The sequence below is a fragment of the Streptomyces sp. NPDC048825 genome, assembly GCF_043198355.1.
Lineage (GTDB): Bacteria > Actinomycetota > Actinomycetes > Streptomycetales > Streptomycetaceae > Streptomyces > Streptomyces xiangluensis.
On the sequence record NZ_JBICUR010000003.1, the window covers coordinates 71,028 to 88,795 of the forward strand.

Genomic DNA, 17,768 nt, shown 5'->3' on the forward strand with positions numbered 1-17,768 from the left:
CCCAGGAGGTCTCAGAAGTAGGTGCGGATGTAGTCCACGACTGTGCCGTCCGCCTCCACGAGCGGAATCAGCTGCCACTTGTCGAAGGACGTGCACGGGTGGGAGAGGCCCAGCCCGAGCCAGTCGCCGACTCGTAGCTCCGCCTCCGGGGCCGTACGGAGCCAGCCGTGCTGGTCGGAGAGGCCGGTGACCGTGATTCCGGTTGCCGGGCGCTCCTCGGCACCGGAGCGGACCACTTGGGCGAAGGGGAGGTCCAGGTCGTACGCCGCGTCCCGCTTGCCCGCGTTGATGAAGGCCTGTTCGGGGGAGGGGCGGGAGACGACCTGGGCCCAGAGGCGGAAGGCGGGGTGGAGGGCGCCCTCCTCGGGCACGCGGTTGAAGGGGGTGATCCGGCGGTAGTGGCCGTCGTCGTGCGAGACGTAAGCGCCGGAGCGGAGCAACTTCAGTACGGGCAGGGAGAGCTCGGCGATCCCGTCGAAGACGTCGGCCACCGCGTCGAACCAGGCGCTGCCGCCCGCGCTGACCACGATCTCCTCCAGGTCTGCTCCGGCGAAGCGGCCCGCCTTGTCGAAGTCGGCGGCCAGCGCGACAAGACGCCGCAGCCATGCGTGCACGCGCTCCGGGTTCGCGTCCGGCACCTCGCCCTCGTAGCCCGCCACGCCCACAAGCCTCAGCGAGTCCGCCGCGGCCACCGCGTCGGCGACCGCCACGCACTCCGCCTCCGTACGGACGCCGGTGCGGGCGTCGTCGCCTGCGGCCAGTTCGACGACCACGTCCACGGGGCGTGCGGATCCGCTGCGGGATGAGTGCAGCGCCGCGTCCATCAGCTCGACGCCGTGCACGGAGTCGACGTAGCAGATGAGCCGGAAGGACGGGTCGGCGGCGAGCTCGGACGCGACCCACTTCAGCGCGGCCGTGTCCACCAGCTCGTTGGCCAGGAAGACGCGTTGGATGCCGAAGGCGCGGGCCACCCGCACCTGGTGCGGTACGGCCAGCGTGATGCCCCACGCCCCGTACTCGATCTGGCGGTGGAAGAGCTGGGGCGCCATCGAGGTCTTGCCGTGCGGGGCGAAGGCGAGGCCGTGGCGGGTCGCGTACGTCTCCATGAGCTGGAGGTTGTGCTCCAGGCGCTCGGCGGAGAGGGCGAGGACGGGGGTGGTGAAGCCGTCGGTGAAGAGGTTGCGGCGCTGGGCGGTCAGCTCGCCGATCGTCAGGCCGTCGGCATCGGGAGGGAGGCCCTTGAAGCGGTGGTCCACGCGTTCCTCCGCGAGCGCGGCGAGACGTTGTGCGCCTTCTTCGGCGGTGTCGCCGGGGGTGTCGGCGGCCATGGAGCCTCCCTGTTCCTGAGGTATTGCATTATATGCAACGCTCATTGCGTATAGCGCTCCCTGCTGTCTAACATCTCGGCCAACGCCGGGTCAACGGAGCCGCTGCGACCCGCGAACCCACGAGGAGCCTCCGCCATCGTTACCCCTACCGGACCCGCTCGCGCCGAAGCTGCCGTGGACGTCGTCACGCTCGGCGAGTCCATGGTCACGTTCCTGCCCTCCCGGCCGGGGCGTCTCGCCGACGTACCGTCCTTCGACCGGGGCATCGGCGGCGCGGAGTCCAACGTGGCGTGCGGGCTGGCTGCCGCCGGGCACTCGGTGAAATGGGTCAGCCGGGTCGGCGACGACGGCTTCGGCCGGCACCTGGTGGAGCGGATCGCGGCCCACGGCGTCGACACGAGCGCGGTCCGGTTCGACCCGTCCCGGCCCACGGGAATCTACTTCCGTACGGCGGGGGAGCGTGTGCTTACAGCGGACGCGGGCCCTGCGCGGGGCGAAGGCGGGGCGAAGGGGTCGCGGGACGCGGACGGCGTGCGTGATTCGGGGAATCTCCGTGAACCGGACGCCACCGGGGCCTCCGACGCCACCGGGGGCTTCGACGGGGCCGGGGGCTTCGACGAGGGCGCCGAGGGCTCCGACGAGGGCGCCGAGGGTGACCCGGCCGCCGAGGTCGTCTACTACCGCACGGGTTCCGCCGCCTCCGCGATGTCCCCCGCGAACATGCCGGGCGAAGAGATCCGCTCCGGCCGCGTGCTCCACCTCTCCGGCATCACCGCCGCCCTCTCCGACGACTGCCTCGCCCTTCTCGAGGACCTCACGGCACCCCGCCCCGGCCGCCCGCTCGTCTCCTTCGACGTCAACTACCGCGTGGACCTCTGGCGCAACCGCTCCGAGGCGGGCGCCATCCTCCTCAGCCTCGCCCGCGCCGGCGACATCGTCTTCGTGGGCGCCGACGAGGCCGAGGCCGCCTGGGGCGTCACCGGCGGCTCCGCGGCGATCCGCATGACGCTGCCCGAGCCGCGCCTGCTGGTCGTCAAGGAGGGCGGCCGGGGCGCCACCGTCTTCGAACGCGAGTCGCACGAGGCCACGTCCGGCGAAGCCGGGGCCGTCCGTCGTCCGGGAGCGGGCGCGGCCGGTCGGCTCCACGGCCCCGACACCGTCACCCACGTCCCCGCCCTCCGCGTCGACGTCGTCGCCCACGTCGGCGCCGGGGACGCCTTCGCCGCGGGCTTCCTGTCCGCGACCCTTCGCGGGCTCCCCGTGCGGGACCGCATCCGGCACGGGCATCTCATGGCCGCCGCCGTGCTCACCGTGCCCGGGGATCTCGGGGCCCCTCCCGCCCGCGAGCACGCCGACCGGCTGGTCGCGCTGGACGACAGGGCGTGGGGGACACTTCGACTCGGCCCCGGGTGGACGCGGGCCAAGGAGGAGGTACGTACCCCATGAGCCAGACCGTCGATCGTGCCCTGAGCATCCTGCCGCTCCTCGCCGAGGGCCCCGCCGACCTCGGCCGGGTCGCCGAACGGCTCGGCGTCCACAAGTCCACCGCGCTCCGGCTCCTGCGCACCCTCCACGAGCACGGCCTCGTCTACCGCCAGTCCGACCAGCGCTACCGCCTCGGCGCCCGCCTCTTCGCCCTCGCCCAGGAAGCCGTCGAGAACCTGGACATCCGGGAGATCGCCCACCCCCACCTCGTACGCCTCAACGAGCAGTGCGGTCACACGGTCCACCTGGCCGTGTACGAGGAGGGCGAGGTCCTCTACATCGACAAGGTCGAGAGCCGCTACCCGGTGCGCATGTACTCCCGCATCGGCAAGCCCGTCGCCATCACCGTCGCCGCCGTCGCGAAGCTGCTCCTGGCCGATCTGCCCGAGTCCGAGCGCCGCGTCCTCGCGGAGAAGCTCGACTACCCCATGTACACGGCCCGTTCGATCCCCAACGCCCCCGCTTTCCTCAGGGAGCTGGCGGCGGTACGCGAACAGGGCTGGGCCACCGACCTCGGCGGCCACGAGGAGTCCATCAACTGCGTGGGCGCCCCCATCCGTGGCACCGACGGTCGCGTCGTGGCCGCCATGTCGGTCTCCGCGCCGAACGTCGTCGTCACCGCCGACGAACTCCTTACGCTGCTCCCACTGGTGCGCCGTACCGCCGAGGCCATCAGCCGCGAGTACTCCGGCACCGCCCCCCTCAAGGAAGCGAATTCATGACGGAAAAGATCGCCCTCACCCCGAAGACCCACACCACCCCGCCCGCGAAGTTCTCGCACGGCGTCAAGAAGGGGAACATCCTCCAGGTCGCCGGGCAGGTCGGTTTTCTGCCCGCCGTGGAGGGGCAGCCGCCGACGCCCGCCGGGCCCACCCTGCGCGAGCAGACCCTCCAGACCCTCGCCAACGTCAAGTCGGTCCTCGAAGAGGGCGGCGCCACCTGGAACGACGTGATGATGGTCCGGGTCTACCTCACGGACGTCGACCACTTCGCCGAGATGAACGGCATCTACAACCAGTACTTCGAGGAGCAGAACCTCACCGCTCCGCCCGCCGCCCGCACGACCGTCTACGTCGGCCTGCCCGCGGGCCTCCTCATCGAGATCGACGCGCTGGCCGTACTGGGCTGACGTCGCCGGTCCGGGGCTGATGCCGCCGGTACGCAGCTGACGCCGCCGGTACGTGGCCGACGCCCCCCTTCAACTCCCGCACCCCGTACGCCATCACGGTGCGGCGCCCTCCCCCAAGCTCTCCATCCTGGGCCGCCGCACCGCGATCCCCCCTGCCCGAAAGATCAATGCACTTAAGAAGAGGCCCCCCTCCATGTCATCCCCCCTCATAGCCACACCCCTCGCCGCGGAGACCCCAGAGCCCCCACCCCACACCGGCGGCCTGCTCACGCTCATCGACGGAACCGCCGGACTGCTGACCATCGCGGCGCTCGGCATCGTGCTTCTGCTCGTCCTGATCATCAAGATCAGACTCCAGCCGTTCGTCGCCCTGCTCGCGGTCTCCATAGCCGTCGGCCTCGCGGCCGGCCTCTCCGTCACCGAACTCTTCGGCACCGTCCAGCGGTCCGACGCCGTCTCGCTCATCGAAGACGGGATGGGCGGCACACTCGGCCATGTCGCGATCATCATCGGCCTGGGCACCATGCTCGGCGCCGTGCTCGAAGTCTCCGGCGGAGCCGAGGTGCTCGCCTCCAGGCTGCTGGGCCTCTTCGGCGAGAAGCGCGCCCCGCTCGCCATGGGCCTGACCGGCCTGATCTTCGGCATCCCGGTCTTCTTCGACGTCGGCATCTTCGTGCTCGCGCCGATCGTGTACGCGGCGGCCAAGCGCGGCGGCAAGTCGATCGTGCTCTACGCGATGCCGCTGCTCGCCGGACTGTCCATGACCCATGCCTTCCTGCCGCCGCACCCCGGCCCCGTCGCTGCCGCCGGACTGCTGAAGGTCGACCTCGGCTGGGTCATCCTGATGGGCATCGTCTGCGGCATACCCGCCGTGCTCGCCGCCTGGGCCTGGTCCGCGTGGATCGGCAAGCGGCTCTTCGTCCCCGTACCGCAGGACATGGTCGAGGCCGCCGACGAGGCGAAGGCGGCGCTCGCAGAAGAGCAGCGCAAGGACGGTGTGACGCCACCGGAGAAGCCGGTTCCGCTGGGCATCGTGTTCGCGATCATCGGCACCCCGCTGCTCCTGATCCTTCTGGCAACCTTCTCCTCCATCGCCTTCGACCCCTCCACCGGCCGCAGCGTGATCGAGTTCTTCGGCCACCCCTTCGTCGCGCTCACCCTCGCGCTGCTGCTCGCGTACTACCTTCTCGGCATCCGCCGCGGCTGGTCCCGCAAGTCCCTGGAGACCGTGTCGACCGCCTCCCTCAAGCCGGTCGGCAACATCCTGCTGGTGGTCGGCGCGGGCGGGATCTTCGGCGCCGTGCTCAAGGGCAGTGGGGTCGCGCAGGCCCTGTCGGACACCTTCAACGACGTGGGCCTGCCGGTGCTCGTGCTCTCGTATCTGATCTCGCTGGTGCTGCGCGTGGCCCAGGGCTCGGCGACGGTCGCGATCGTGACGACTGCGGGCATCGTGGCGCCACTGCTGTCGGAGGGCGACCACTCCCAGGCCTTCGTCGCCCTGGTCATCATGGCGATCTCGGCAGGCTCGATCTTCGCCTCGCACGTCAACGACGGCGGCTTCTGGATCGTGGCCAAGTACTTCGGCCTCTCCGAACGGGACACCCTCAAGACCTGGACGGTCCTGGAATCGGTGCTCTCTGTCGCCGGGTTCGTGGTGGCGGCGGCGCTGAGCGTGTTCGTATAGCGGCTGTCCGGACGGATTCCGGGCGCGCTCAATGACGAGTGACGCCCCGGCCCCCCACGCCACAGCTTCATCGGCCATACTGCCCACCGTGGAGCAGCGCATAGGACCCAGCATCCAGCCCTTGCAAGGCGCGGCAGCCGACCCGGCGTTCGTCCCCGGCATCACGGGCCCGCGCCCTGTCGATCCCAAGGACACCAAGGACCCGGCTGAGGAGACCGCGGCAGCGGAAGAGACCGCCTCCGTGGAGACGGAGGCGGAGACGGCCGCCGAGCAGGCCGACGACGTCTCCGACGAGGGCGCCTCGGCGGAGTCCGCCGAGGCGGATCCCTCGGGCGAGGCGGAGGAGACCTCCGAGTCGGAGTCGGACGACTCGGAGGCGGCCCCCGCCGACGGCCCCGTCTTCGAGGCTTCCGACTACCGCGCGAAGATCACCGCCGACCACCGCGGCGTACGACTGCGCCTGGACGATCATGAGGCCGAGTTCCGCTGGGACGAGATCGGCGCGGTCGAGTCGGAGACCTCGCGCTTCGGCCGTTGGTACACCATCACGGTGCACACCCCCGAACGCCGTTGGTACCCGGTCGAACTCCGCATCCCGTCCCGCGCCAAGGTCAAGGCGTGGGAGAAGGAGCTGGACGAGGTCCTGGACGCGTACTTCCAGGAGTAGACGCGTAGTTCAGGGGAGTGAGGGTGCGCCCCGGGTCAAGCCGGGGCGCACCCTCACGCACACCAACCCGTCAGCAGTACTGGTCCTCCTTGCCTATGGACCGGTACATACAGTCCGCGTTCTCCAGCAGTTGGAGCACCGCGTCCCGGTTGCGGGACGTCTCGCGCTCGATGACCTCGTCGGGCGGGTAGAAACCGCCGCCGCCGGCCGATGACGGATACATCTCGAAGGTGTAGCCGAAGATCTTCTGACTGCCCCACAGCCAGTCGTCGATCGAGCCGTCCGTGATGTAGAGGTCGCTGGACTGCTCGGCCGTGTAGCCGTTGCTGGCGGCCATCTTCCCGCCGACCGTGGCGAAGGCGTTGCGGTCGTCGGCCGTCATGCCGGTGGTCGTGTCCGAGTTCGTGTAGCCGAAGGGCCACAGCACCAGCTCGCTGTACGTGTGGAAGTCGATGCCCGCCTTGATTTGCTGCGTACCGCCGACGACCCGGCTGCGTACGAAGTCGGCGACGACCTTCACCTCGGGCGCGGACTCGGCCGCCGGACCCCGGTAGGTGTCGGAGGAAGGCGAACCGGAGGAACCGCCGCAGCACCCCCAGCGATAGGCCCAGTTGCGGTTCAGGTCCGTACCGACGTACGAGGAACCGCTGTTGGGCTGCCGGTTCTTGCGCCACGAGCGATACTGCCCGGTCGCGATGTCGTACTCGCCGCCGTCCGGGTTGAGGTCCGGGAGGATCCAGATCTCGCGGTTGTTGACCATGTTCGTGATGCGCTGGTCGGAGCCGTATCCGGCGCCCAGCTCACGCAACAGATAGAGGGCCATCTCCACGGTGAGGTGCTCGCGCGCGTGCTGGTGGTGGGTCATCAGGACTTCGGGCTCGGACTCGTCGGTCGCGACGTTGTCGCTGATCTTGATGGCGACGATGTCCCGGCCCTGGTGCGACTTCCCGATCACGCGCCTGCTCATGATGTTCGGGTACGCCGAGAGCCGCTGGCTGATCTCCGTGTTCATCTCGGCGTAGTTGTGATAGCGCGAGTCGGCGGAGGGGAAGTCGAGTACGCCCGCGTCCGCGCTGCTGGACCGGTCCGGAGCCCCGCCCAACGGCGAGACCTCGTAACCGAGTCGGCTCAGCTTCTTGGCCTGGGACGCGCGGCCCGAGACGACGACGGTCTCCTCGTCGGCCTCGTCCACCGTCACGCCCGTGCGGGCTATGGCCGTACGGGTGGCCGCGCTGTTGTTGTGCAGATGGATCTCGTACTGGCGGATCTCGTCGTCGGCCTCGGACGCGGCCACCGGTGCCGGTGCGCCACCGGGCGCGCCGGACGCGCTGGTTGTGGCGCTGATGGGTGCCGCGAGGGCGAGCGCGAGGAGGGTGCCGAGGAAGGCGGTGCGCCTGCCTCTTATGCGTAGCCGCATTGAGTCTCCTAGTTTCTCCAGGACTTCCGGGGTCTCCGGAAAGGTGGGGGGTTGGAGCGGGGGGTGGTTCAGTGCGACGTCTGTGCGGGTGTGGCGCTCATCGTGAAGGTATGGCATGACCGGGTCAAGACCAGGCGAAGGTCCATCGTGCGTACACGCACGCCCCCTTGTGTCATCGCCCGCTTTGCGCTTTCTTGATCGGCATGGCGGACACCACGGGAAACACCGGCAAGACGGCGGGAAACTCAGGGGAAGTGGCGTCGGGCGAGGGCAACTCCAGTCCCCGTAAATCCAGTTGGAAGTACATCGGCCCCGGCATCGTGGTCGCCGCCACCGGTGTCGGCGCGGGCGACCTCGTCGCGACCCTCATCGCCGGCTCGAACTTCGGCTACACCCTCCTGTGGGCCGCCATCCTCGGCTGCCTCGTCAAGATCTCCCTGGCCGAGGCGGCGGGCCGCTGGCATCTGTCCACCGGCCGCACCCTGTTCGAGGGCTGGGCGAGCCTGGGCCGCTGGACGACGTGGTTCTTCGCCGTGTACCTCGTGATCTGGGGCTTCGTATACGGCGCGGCAGCGATGTCCTCGTCGGGCCTGCCACTCCAGGCGCTCTTCCCGGACGTCATGGGCCTCAAGTGGTGGGCCATTCTCACCGGGTTGGTCGGCCTGGTGTTCGTCTGGTTCAACAAGTACGCCGTCTTCGAGAAGGTCATGACGGTGCTGGTCGGCGTCATGTTCGTGGTGACGGTGTACTTGGCGATCCGCGTCACCCCGAACCTCGGCGACGCCTTCGCGGGCCTGCTCCCCGTCCTCCCCGACGAGAAGGACTCCATCCTCAACACGCTCGGCCTGATCGGCGGCGTCGGCGGCACCATCACCCTGGCCGCGTACGGCTATTGGGTCAACGCGAAGGGCTGGACGAACACCGGCTGGATGAAGGTGATGCGCCTCGACAACCGCGTCGCGTACGCCACGACCGGCATCTTCGTCATCGCCATGCTCATCGTCGGCGCGGAACTCCTCCACGCCTCGAACGTCGCCATCGCGAGCGGCGACAAGGGCCTCATCCAGCTCGGCGACATCCTGGAGGACGAGTACGGCACGGCGACGTCGAAGTTCTTCCTCATCGGCTTCTTCGCCACGTCGTTCACCTCGCTGATCGGCGTCTGGCACGGCGTCAGCCTGATGTTCGCGGACTTCGTCGAGCGCTACCGGGCGCGCCGCGAGGTCACCGGCGACGAGGTGGCGTCCGGCGCCCGCGAGAAGTCCTGGCCGTTCCGCGCGTACCTGCTGTGGCTGACCTTCCCCCCGATGGTGTTGCTGTTCGAGGGCCAGCCTTTCCGCCTGATCATCCTGTACGGCGTCCTGGGCGCGGCCTTCCTCCCCTTCCTCGCCCTCACCCTGGTCTGGCTCCTCAACTCCTCCCGCACGCCGAGGGAATGGCGCAACGGCCCGCTCAGCAACGTCATGCTGGTGCTTGCGGGGCTGCTGTTCATCGTCCTGTGCGTGAAGCAGGTCTGGGACCAGCCGTGGTCGGAGTTCTTCTGACCCGGCCTGCCCGAGGTCGAGCGCGGCTCGGGGCGTTCACCTTCACCCGAGCTGCTGCCACTTCGGGCTCGTGGCGATCTCCCTGAGCTGATCCATCGTGAGCGCGGGCGTCTCGCGGGTCGCGGCGCCCTGCTGCGTACCGGAGTTGAAGGCGCTGATCACCACGCGCCGGCCATCGGTCCTGATGGTGTCGACGGTCCATATGACGACGCCCGTGGCCCCCTTCTCGCCCGGACCCTGGCTCGTGGCGACCTTCGTGCCGTCGGGCAGCGTTTCCGCGTCGGCCCCGAAGAGCTCGTGCTCGACATCCGACATATCGGGCTGCACGTTGACCTGGACCAGGCCCTTCCCCTTCCCGTCGTCGACCACGAGATACGCGTACTCGGTCTCCTGGCCGCCCTTCGAGACCACGTCGACGTTCTTGGGGAGCAGGGAGGCGAGCGTCTGACTGATCGCGGCACCGTCGGCACCCGGAGGCGTGGTCGGGGTGTTCTCCGGCGCCTGGGCGTTCGAGCCCTCGCCCTTCGAGTCCTCGCCCTTCGAGTCCTGGCCCTTCGGGTTCTCGGGGATGGCGTCGATGGCGGTACGCCAGGCCGGGGCGGTGACCACCTGCTTCAACTGGTCCCTGGACAGCGGCGGGTTGGCCCGGCTGACCGGAGCGTCCTTCTCCGCCGCGGCATTCCATTCGCTCACGCTGATGTGGTGGCCCTGAGGGGTGACGAGATCGGCCGACCACCGCTTCGTGTCCACGCGGCGGTCCGGGTACTCGTACCCCTGGAAGAGCATGAGCGTCGAGTTGTCGGACAGTCGGCTCGAGGTGCAGCGGTCGTACGACACCCGGTTCCTGTCCGGGCACTCGGTCCACTGACGGGCCTGCTCGCTCCCTGGCTCGACCCGGTTCAGGCCGACGGAGACGGCACCTGGGCCCTTGCCGTCGTCGAACACGACCTGGGCGTAAGGCAGCGGCTCCGCGTCCGTACCCCGCCCCTGCTCCTCGGTGAACTCCCCTTTCGGCAGCAGCTTCTTGAGGGTGTGGACCAGCTCGGCACCGGAGACCTTGCCGTCGTTCTCAGCGGGAGCGGTCGGTGTCGACCGGCCGGCGGCCACGGACTGCCGCCCGTTGTCCGCCCCGCCCCAGGGCACGAGCAGCGTCCCGCCCACCCCCACGAGGGCGACGGCGGCCACGCCACCCACGACGGCGGCCCGGCGTCGCAGCAGGAGCCTGCGGCCGCGTACCGCTCCGGCGGCGACGAGGCCACTCCGGTCGGCCTCGAAGAAGTCGCCGGCTTGGCGCATGGCGATGCCGAGCCGGTCCTCGAAAAGGTCGGTGTCGACGTCGTGGCTCTCGTGATCTTCAACGGGCATGGCAAACCACCATCTCTGCAAGGTCGTCGGAAGTCGTCGGAAGTCGTCGGAAGGGGAACGCACTGGTTCGCGGTGGGTCCGTTCAGTGGGCCGCGTACTCGCTGAGGCCGTCGCCGAGGAGCACCCGCAGACGGCCGAGGGCCCGCACGCAGCGCGTGCGCACGGCGGCCGAGCTGACGTTCATCGCGTCGGCCGTCTCCTCGATGCTGCGGTCCTCCCAGTACCGCAGGACGACGACGGCCCGGTCCTTGGCGGACAGCTGCCCCAGCGCCTCCACGAGGGTCAGCCGCAACGGCGTGTCGTCGGCGGCGCTGTGCGGATCGGCCAGGTCGGGAAGGATGTCGGTGGCCCGCTCGGTGCTGCTGCGCCGCCGCTGATGGGCGAGAAACGTACGGGTGAGGACGGTCTGCGCGTACCCCGCGGGATTCCCGACACGCGACACCCGCCGCCAGCTGACGTACAGCCGCCCGAGGGTCTCCTGTACAAGATCCTCGGCGAGATGGGTGTCACCGCCGGTGAGCAGACAGGCCGACCGATAGAGATGCCCGGCCCGCGCCGCAGCGAACTCGGCGTAGCCGTCCTCGCCCCTCTGTCTCATGCCCGTCCCCCGTGATCCTCGGCGATCCCCCGTACCGTCCTCACTTCATTGATGCGGTGGACTCCCGGAAATGTTTCACCCTTTCCGAACGGGCCGTAGGTGCAGGCCGTCAGAGGAGGTGGTCCGCCTTGCCCGCTTGATGTCACGGACGAGGGCCCGGAGCGCTTCGCGGTCTGATGCCGGAAGCGGGCGGCCCACGCGGGCCGGGCGTCAGCGTGCTTTCATCCGCAGGTGGATTGCCTCCGCCTCGCGCTTCAGGGAAAGGGCCGCGGTGTTCCCGTGCGTCTGCTGTACCGCCCTGGCGAGCTGGTGCAGCGCCTGAACCCGGCCCATGCGATGCCCGGTGGCACGGTGAACTTCCACTGCGCGCTTGGCGTGTTCGGCGGCCTGGGACGGCGCACCGCCGACGAGAGCGATACCGGCGAGGATGGTGAGGGCTTGACCTTCCAGGAGGCGGTATCCGGTGCGGCGGCTCGTGTGGAGAGCGCGGTGGGCCAGTTCCGCGGCCGGTGTTCCACGGCCGGTGCGGTGGTGAGTGTCCGCCAGTCCGACGAGGCTCTCGACCGCTGCGTGGCAGTGGTCCTCCCCGGTTTCCCGCAGGATCCGCAGCGCCTGCTCGTAGTGGCTGAGAGCCCTTTCGTGATCGACGAGCATCAGATGGGCGCTCGCCAAGGCGTTCAGGGCATCCACCTCATGCCGCGTGTGGTCGTTCTCCCGGGCGAGAGCGAGCGCTGTCCGCGCGGTGTCGAGGGACTGACGAGGGCGGTCCAGGTCACGCTGGAGCCGGGCCAGGACGTACAGCGTGTAGCTCTCGGTGTCCCGGTCGCCGAGTTCCCGGTGCAGGTGCAGAGCCCGTAGCAGGAGGTGCTCCGCCTCAGCGAGGCGTCCTTGCAGGCAGATCGCCTCGGCAAGATTGGCCAGGTCGATGGCCGCGTTCACGGCGGAGCCGATCCTCTCGTCGAGGGCGAGGGCCTGTCTGTGGTATTCCGCGGACCGGTCCAGCTGTCCGAGTTCCCGGCACAGGATGCCGAGGTTCCCCAGGATGGCGGCCTGTCCGGCGACCCGGCCGGTCTCGACGTTGATCACCAGGGCTCGGGTGAGGTGATCGGTCGCCTGGCGGGGACGGCCCTGTTCCCAGTGCACGCCGGCGAGGTTGCTGAGAACGGCTGCCTGCCCGTCCCGCCATCCCACGCTCTGGGTGCAGGCCAGCGCACCTGTGTAGTGCTCCAGCGCACTGCCGAACCGGCCTTGTCGCATACAGGCGTCCCCGAGACTGAGCCGGGCCGCGCCCTCGGCCCATGCATTGCCGTCGGCCCGTGCGGCAGCCAGGCCGGCCTGTGCCACCGTCAGCCAGTCGGAAGCGTGGGACCCGAGCCAGAAGAAGCCGCGCAGCCTGTCGGCGAGCAGCCACGCGGTCTTCCGGGAGCCATGCCGGGCGGCGTCCTCGATGACCGAACGCATGTTGGGCTGTTCGGCGTTGAGCCAGTCCAGAGCCGCGGACTCGTCGTTCAGCACGGTGGCGACGTGCTGCGGTACGGACTCGGTGCTGCCCGCCGCACCTACGGCATCGGCCGGCAGGCGCAGTTTGTCCGGATAAAGCAACTGTGAGGCGGCGGTCACCGTGGCGAGGTAGTACCTGTGAAGGCGGCTCGTCGCTTCGGCACGGTCGGCCGGGCTCTCCTCCTCGGCACATTCGGTGCCGTACAGGCGCACCAGGTCGTGGAACGAGTACCGGCCGGGCGACTGCTGGTGCACGAGGCTCGCCGCCGTCAGCCGGGCCAGCACCTCGTGGGCCTGCCGCGGCATTACGTCCGCGAGGGCGGCGGCCGCGTCGGCGGTCACGTCCGGGGTGGGGGCGGACGCGGTCAGCCGGAACATCCGCCGGGCCTCCGGCGGCAGAGCACGGTACGAGTGGTCGAAGGCCGTACGTACGGCGGACTGCGCGTCGCCGTCCACAGCCAGCGATTCGAGCCGGTCGGTGTCTTTCAGCTCGGCCGCGTACCGAGCCAGACCGAGGTTGTCCCTGCCCGCCACATCAGAGGCCGCGATCCGCAGGGCGAGGGGCAGTCTGCCGCACCACTCGACAAGCCACGCCGCGGCCTCCGCGTCGGACCGGGCACGCTCCTCGCCCAGCATCTGGGCCAGCAGGTCGTGGGCCTCCGCGTCGGTCAGCACATCCAGGACGAGCGACCGGGCGCCGTCACGCGCCACCAGACCGCTCAACCGGTCGCGGCTGGTGACCACCGCCAGGCAGCCGGGGGCCGCGGGCCGCAGCGGTCGTACCTGGTCCGCACTGGCCGCGTTGTCGAGGAGGACCAGCATGCGCTTGCCGGCCAGCAGGGAGCGGTACAGCGCCGCGGCCTCCTCCTGCTCGGCCGGCACCTGTTCCGTCGGCACGCCCAGTGCGCGCAGGAACCGGCCCAGGACGTCGACCGGTCGCAACGGTGCGGTGGGCCCGAAGCCGCTGAGGTCGACGTACAACTGCCCGTCCGGAAATCGGTCGCGCATCCGATGGGCCCAGTGCACGGCCAGGGCCGTCTTGCCCACACCGGCCGTACCGGCCATCACCGTGATCACGCCCGTGGCCCCCGCTGCCTCGTCGTCCTGTGGGGGAAGCAGCGCATCGAGCTGTTTGAGATGGCTTTCCCGGCCGACGAACCCCAGGACTCCGGCGGGGAGTTGCCGTGGAACGGCCTGGGGGGCCGGGACCGCGCCGGTGTCCGTCGGCCCGCCGGTGTCCGGCGTCGCACCGGCGACGACCGGCGTCGCGGGGTGCTCCGGTGTCCGGGGCCCGTCGGTGTCTCCTGTCGGCCGGGTGTCTCCGGTGTACCGATGCGGGGTGGCGTGATGGCCGCGCAGTAGTTCCTGGTGGACCTGCTGTGTCTCCGGCCCGGGGTCGGTGCCGAGTTCCTCGGCCAGCCGCTCCCGCAATCCGGCGTAGCAGGCCAGCGCCTCCGAGCCGCGGCCGACCGCCTGCAGAGCCCGCATCAGCGCGGTCACCAGGGGCTCGACCAGCGGGTGCTCAGCCACCAGATCGGGCAGCCGGTCGAGCACCAGGCCCGGGCTGCCCGACCGGGTCGTCGCGTTCGCCCAGTCCACGAAAGTGTCGATGCGCCGCTGCGTCCAGCTCTCGCGGGTGCGCGCCGCCCACGGGCCGGGGACTCCCGCCAGTGGTTCGCCACGCCACAGCCCGAGAGCTTGGAACAGCAGCGCGGCTCGCGCCACGTCGGCGAGGGCGGGGTCGCGCGCCTGCTCGGACAACTGCCGGTAGTGGTGCAGGTCGACTCGGTCCGGCGCGACCTGCAGCAGATAGCCACCAGCCAGGCGCAGCAACTGCGGCGGCGTGCCGTCGTCCTCCTCGCCGGGGTCCACAGTGGTGGCCGCATCGGCCAGGACACGGCGAAGACGGCTGACGTGCGAGTAGAGCGAGGCGCGGGCCTCCGTCGGCGGATCCTCGCCCCAGACCCGGTGGATCAGCGTCTCGGCGGAAACCGAGCGGTCGGCCTCAGCCGCGAGGACGGCGAAGAAGGCGCGCCGCAAAGGTGGCCCGAGCTGCACTGTCTGGCCTGCCACCCGCAGTTCCACCGGGCCAAGCAGCCGTAACTCCACCATGGCTTCTGTCCGTTCACCGCCCGCCGACATCGAGCAAGGTCATCACAGCAGGTCCATACAACCGCGACAAGATATCGACAAGGTTTTCACACAGGGCCTCCGTCCACGATGTCTTACGTGCGAAGCGCGCAGGCGCTCGAAGGGCCCGCGAAGCCGTGTGCCGGCAAGCCGTGAGACCAGGAAAAACGACCATCACGGCGAAGGCCCCGCAGCACGCAGATAACTCAGAAGGGGGAAACCAATGTCTGTACGCACGATGTCGACATCCCGGAGAAAGGCCCTCGGCGTCTCCGGACTGGCAGTGGCCGCGACGCTCATGGGGGCGGCGGTCGCGCCGGCTCCGGCCGCCGCCGACGACGGCGACCGCACCAAGACCGTCGCCTGCGAGTCGTTGCACGTGGACGACAGGAGCGGAAATGTCCACGCCAAGACGCGGAACTGCACGGTGACCTGGGGAAAGAACATCATTGACGGTGCCTACTGGCAGACGGTGAAGTTCCAGTTGCTCGATTCCAGTACGGACGGAGTGTGCGGCTACGCGAATGTCATCGCGTCCGACACCGGGAACAGCAAGCGGGTCAAGGAGTGCAACGGCGTCTGGACGACGAGGACCGCGAGCTTCAGCGGCCGGAGCTCGAACATCTTCATCAGGGTCGCTTACGGCGACAATTCCGTGTACGGCAACATCAGCACGAATGTCCCGCGTCCGTCCGGATTCTGAGGGATCGTACGCCCGGGCGGTGCCGCTGCCGTCCTGACGACCTCGCCGGCCATTGCGGCTCCGTCGTCGAGTGCCGCCGGCGGCTGGGGGAGGGGGGGGCGGCGCGGGGGGCCGACTCCCCGCACCGCTGTGTGGCCTGCGCCCCGCCGCGCGGCTGCGATCGTGCGCCAACCCGCAACTCCGTCCGCAGTCGCGGTTCCCTCTCGAAGTCACCAGGACCGCAGGGCAGTTAGACTTCCGCCCATGACGTACTTCTTCCACCTCCGCTAGGCACCGTCGGCGAAGCGAGGATCCCCCCGTCGCCGACGAGGCGGGGCAGCGGAGCGCTGCCCCGAGTGCTGACGTGGAAGAAGAACAACACCATGCACACGCCCCTCGTGGCGCGCTGCCTCCGCGGCCTGGAGGCCGTGGTCGCCGCCGAGGTTCTCGGGTCCGGGCTCGGCGCCGTCACCGATCTACGCCACCGCGAAGTCCATTTCCGCTCGCACCGGCCCACGCCGCCGCTGCGCACCGCGGACGACGTGTTCCTGCTCGCCGCACAGCGCCCCGACATCGGAACAACGCGACAGCGCCTGCATGAACTCACCGAACTCGCTCATCTCGCCGACGCCGACCACCTCCTGTCCCTCCGCCACAGCGCGACGGCATCAGCGCGGGGGATCACCGGCATCGACGTCTCGGCCTCCTTCCTCGGCAGGCGCACGTTCACCCGGTACGACACCGAGGACGTCGTGGGCCAGGCCCTGGCGCGACGGCTCGGCGTCCCCTACCACTCCCGGCGCATGGGGACCGCGCCCCCGCCGGGCTGTTGTGGCTGGCGGCTGACCCTGGACGGCACGCGGGCCACGCTCATGCTGCGGGTCGACGACCGACCGCTGCACCGCCGCGCGTACAAGCAACGCACCATCCCGGGCACCCTGCACCCGCCGCTCGCCGCCGCCATGGCCGTGCTGGCCGACGTCCGACCAGGCCACGCGGTCCTCGACCCGTGCTGCGGGGCCGGCACCCTGCTGATCGAGGCGGCACTCGCCCAACCCGACGCCCACTTCCACGGCTTCGACCTGTCCGCGGACGCGGTCACCGCGGCCCGCGCCAACGCCGGTGAGTTGCCCGTCGCCATCCGCCGTTCCGACGCCGGCCGCCTCCCCCTCCCCGACGACTCAGTCGACCGCGTCCTGTGCAACCCGCCCTGGGACACCCAGGTCCACGCCCGCGGCCTGCTCGCCACCGCCCCCTCCCGCTGGTGGACGGAACTGCGCCGTGTCCTCACCCCCGAGGGCACAGCCGTACTCCTCCTCCCCGACCGCGAGGACCTGACCACCGCCATCCGGCACCACTTCACGCCCGTACACATGCAGCGGCTGCGCCTGTCCGGGGCCCAGCCCTTCCTCGTGCACCTGGCGCTGACGCCAGCAGGCCGAGTCCGCCCCTCCCGACAACTGCCCGAAGGAGAAGGCCCCGTGCGCTCCGGGCCGCCTGGCGCAGGTCGGGGCGGCGGCAATTACCGCAGGCTCCAGGGACAGCACCCGCCGACCTCCTCCAACCGCCACTGACGCAGGCTGGCGCGGGTCCTCAGCGCTCGAGAGGATGCAAGCAGAGGGTGGTCGCTTGATCCTTGCTGTACTCCAGGCCGGCGAGCAGGTCCCCGGTGGGGCAACCCGCCTCCGGCGGTTCTGTGACACGGAATTGCGCGTCGGACGAGCCGCAGGACACGGTCTTCAGGTCCTGGTCGCTCCAGGAGCCGTCGTTGCGGGCGCACGATCCGACCGTGAGCGGCTCCGGCCGGCCGTCCCCCGCGACCAGGCCGATGACCAACAGCACAGGAACGGCCACCAGCGCCACCGCCACCGCTGCCAGCGGCACGGCGGCGATCAGCCCTGCCGGACGCTTGATCACCGGTTTGCCTGGATCAAGTGGCGGTCGCCAACCTGGAACCTGTGTCTGGGGTATGCGGCGCACGGTGGACAGGGCGCCAAGGTTCATCAGCAAGGTGATGGGCGTGATGAAGGCGGACAGCGGACTCCACCAGCCCTGCAGCAGAGTGTCCGCCTGCATTTGCCGGAAGACGGCCAGCCCGCAGGTCCGGCAGAACGCACCTTCGCGCCGAAGGAAGCGCATGATCACGACGATGCCTTGGTGGCCGCGAACCTTTACGGGCGCCGCGGGCCCAGCCCCGCACACCTCGCACACGAGGGCAGGGGGTCCACCCATGGGTGCC

The 17,768-nt window shown here is 70.1% G+C and carries 14 protein-coding genes; 8 read left to right on the top strand and 6 right to left on the bottom strand.

The features are described from left to right. Nucleotides 1-11: 11 nt before the first annotated feature. Complete coding sequence (locus ACGFNK_RS08970) at nt 12-1,328, bottom strand: amino acid deaminase (RefSeq protein WP_393413395.1); 1,317 nt, start codon at nt 1,326-1,328, stop codon at nt 12-14. Nucleotides 1,329-1,529: 201 nt separating this feature from the next. On the opposite strand from ACGFNK_RS08970, the gene ACGFNK_RS08975 reads away from it, so the two are divergent. From ACGFNK_RS08975 to ACGFNK_RS08995, 5 genes are all read left to right on the top strand, one after another. After that, entirely contained in the window at nt 1,530-2,774 is a 1,245-nt protein-coding gene (locus ACGFNK_RS08975; protein WP_393414385.1) for a sugar kinase, read from the top strand. Continuing rightward, on the top strand, nt 2,771-3,535 hold the full coding sequence (locus tag ACGFNK_RS08980; protein WP_393413397.1) for an IclR family transcriptional regulator: 765 nt from the start codon (nt 2,771-2,773) through the stop codon (nt 3,533-3,535). Before ACGFNK_RS08975 ends, ACGFNK_RS08980 begins: the two co-directional genes overlap by 4 nt. Next, nucleotides 3,532-3,942 carry a RidA family protein gene (locus tag ACGFNK_RS08985; RefSeq protein WP_386353643.1) on the top strand — a complete coding sequence of 137 codons (411 nt, stop codon included), beginning with the start codon at nt 3,532-3,534 and terminating at the stop codon, nt 3,940-3,942. Before ACGFNK_RS08980 ends, ACGFNK_RS08985 begins: the two co-directional genes overlap by 4 nt. A 193-nt stretch (nt 3,943-4,135) precedes the next feature. Continuing rightward, on the top strand, nt 4,136-5,626 hold the full coding sequence (locus ACGFNK_RS08990; RefSeq protein ID WP_393413399.1) for a GntP family permease: 1,491 nt from the start codon (nt 4,136-4,138) through the stop codon (nt 5,624-5,626). Nucleotides 5,627-5,714: 88 nt separating this feature from the next. Continuing rightward, a complete protein-coding gene (locus ACGFNK_RS08995; protein WP_393413401.1) occupies nt 5,715-6,293 on the top strand; it encodes a hypothetical protein in 579 nt (192 codons plus the stop codon). 70 nt (nt 6,294-6,363) lie between these two features. Here the strand turns inward: ACGFNK_RS08995 and ACGFNK_RS09000 are convergent, their stop codons facing one another. After that, a complete protein-coding gene (locus ACGFNK_RS09000) occupies nt 6,364-7,710 on the bottom strand; it encodes a M14 family metallopeptidase (protein ID WP_393413403.1) in 1,347 nt (448 codons plus the stop codon). Between the two features lie 203 nt (nt 7,711-7,913). On the opposite strand from ACGFNK_RS09000, the gene ACGFNK_RS09005 reads away from it, so the two are divergent. Continuing rightward, on the top strand, nt 7,914-9,254 hold the full coding sequence (locus tag ACGFNK_RS09005; RefSeq protein WP_393413405.1) for an Nramp family divalent metal transporter: 1,341 nt from the start codon (nt 7,914-7,916) through the stop codon (nt 9,252-9,254). Between the two features lie 42 nt (nt 9,255-9,296). Here the strand turns inward: ACGFNK_RS09005 and ACGFNK_RS09010 are convergent, their stop codons facing one another. The 3 genes from ACGFNK_RS09010 to ACGFNK_RS09020 form a co-directional block, all read right to left on the bottom strand. Then, nucleotides 9,297-10,619 (bottom strand): hypothetical protein, encoded by a 1,323-nt coding sequence (locus ACGFNK_RS09010; protein ID WP_393413407.1) that lies wholly within the window; start codon nt 10,617-10,619, stop codon nt 9,297-9,299. An 82-nt stretch (nt 10,620-10,701) separates the two neighbouring features. Further along, nucleotides 10,702-11,217, bottom strand: a complete 516-nt coding sequence (locus ACGFNK_RS09015; protein WP_393413409.1) for a SigE family RNA polymerase sigma factor — start codon at nt 11,215-11,217, stop codon at nt 10,702-10,704. A 210-nt stretch (nt 11,218-11,427) separates the two neighbouring features. Next, nucleotides 11,428-14,829, bottom strand: coding sequence for a tetratricopeptide repeat protein (locus ACGFNK_RS09020; protein ID WP_393413411.1), 3,402 nt, complete (start codon nt 14,827-14,829; stop codon nt 11,428-11,430). A gap of 241 nt (nt 14,830-15,070) precedes the next feature. Between ACGFNK_RS09020 and ACGFNK_RS09025 the strand changes: the two genes are divergently transcribed. Together ACGFNK_RS09025 and ACGFNK_RS09030 are read left to right on the top strand one after the other, a co-directional pair. Continuing rightward, entirely contained in the window at nt 15,071-15,550 is a 480-nt protein-coding gene (locus ACGFNK_RS09025; RefSeq protein WP_393413413.1) for a hypothetical protein, read from the top strand. Between the two features lie 362 nt (nt 15,551-15,912). Beyond that, complete coding sequence (locus ACGFNK_RS09030) at nt 15,913-17,103, top strand: methyltransferase domain-containing protein (protein ID WP_393413415.1); 1,191 nt, start codon at nt 15,913-15,915, stop codon at nt 17,101-17,103. Between the two features lie 19 nt (nt 17,104-17,122). Here the strand turns inward: ACGFNK_RS09030 and ACGFNK_RS09035 are convergent, their stop codons facing one another. Continuing rightward, complete coding sequence (locus ACGFNK_RS09035) at nt 17,123-17,668, bottom strand: hypothetical protein (RefSeq protein WP_393414388.1); 546 nt, start codon at nt 17,666-17,668, stop codon at nt 17,123-17,125. Between the last annotated feature and the right edge of the window lie 100 nt (nt 17,669-17,768).

What these genes read in the sequence shown, in the direction of transcription:
- ACGFNK_RS08970 (WP_393413395.1), bottom strand. Translation starts at nt 1,328, where the DNA reads ATGGCCGCCGACACCCCCGGCGACACCGCCGAAGAAGGCGCACAACGT.
- ACGFNK_RS08975 (WP_393414385.1), top strand. Translation starts at nt 1,530, where the DNA reads ATGGTCACGTTCCTGCCCTCCCGGCCGGGGCGTCTCGCCGACGTACCG.
- ACGFNK_RS08980 (WP_393413397.1), top strand. Translation starts at nt 2,771, where the DNA reads ATGAGCCAGACCGTCGATCGTGCCCTGAGCATCCTGCCGCTCCTCGCC.
- ACGFNK_RS08985 (WP_386353643.1), top strand. Translation starts at nt 3,532, where the DNA reads ATGACGGAAAAGATCGCCCTCACCCCGAAGACCCACACCACCCCGCCC.
- ACGFNK_RS08990 (WP_393413399.1), top strand. Translation starts at nt 4,136, where the DNA reads ATGTCATCCCCCCTCATAGCCACACCCCTCGCCGCGGAGACCCCAGAG.
- ACGFNK_RS09000 (WP_393413403.1), bottom strand. Translation starts at nt 7,710, where the DNA reads ATGCGGCTACGCATAAGAGGCAGGCGCACCGCCTTCCTCGGCACCCTC.
- ACGFNK_RS09005 (WP_393413405.1), top strand. Translation starts at nt 7,914, where the DNA reads ATGGCGGACACCACGGGAAACACCGGCAAGACGGCGGGAAACTCAGGG.
- ACGFNK_RS09010 (WP_393413407.1), bottom strand. Translation starts at nt 10,619, where the DNA reads ATGCCCGTTGAAGATCACGAGAGCCACGACGTCGACACCGACCTTTTC.
- ACGFNK_RS09015 (WP_393413409.1), bottom strand. Translation starts at nt 11,217, where the DNA reads ATGAGACAGAGGGGCGAGGACGGCTACGCCGAGTTCGCTGCGGCGCGG.
- ACGFNK_RS09020 (WP_393413411.1), bottom strand. Translation starts at nt 14,829, where the DNA reads ATGGTGGAGTTACGGCTGCTTGGCCCGGTGGAACTGCGGGTGGCAGGC.
- ACGFNK_RS09025 (WP_393413413.1), top strand. Translation starts at nt 15,071, where the DNA reads ATGTCTGTACGCACGATGTCGACATCCCGGAGAAAGGCCCTCGGCGTC.
- ACGFNK_RS09030 (WP_393413415.1), top strand. Translation starts at nt 15,913, where the DNA reads ATGCACACGCCCCTCGTGGCGCGCTGCCTCCGCGGCCTGGAGGCCGTG.
- ACGFNK_RS09035 (WP_393414388.1), bottom strand. Translation starts at nt 17,668, where the DNA reads ATGCGCTTCCTTCGGCGCGAAGGTGCGTTCTGCCGGACCTGCGGGCTG.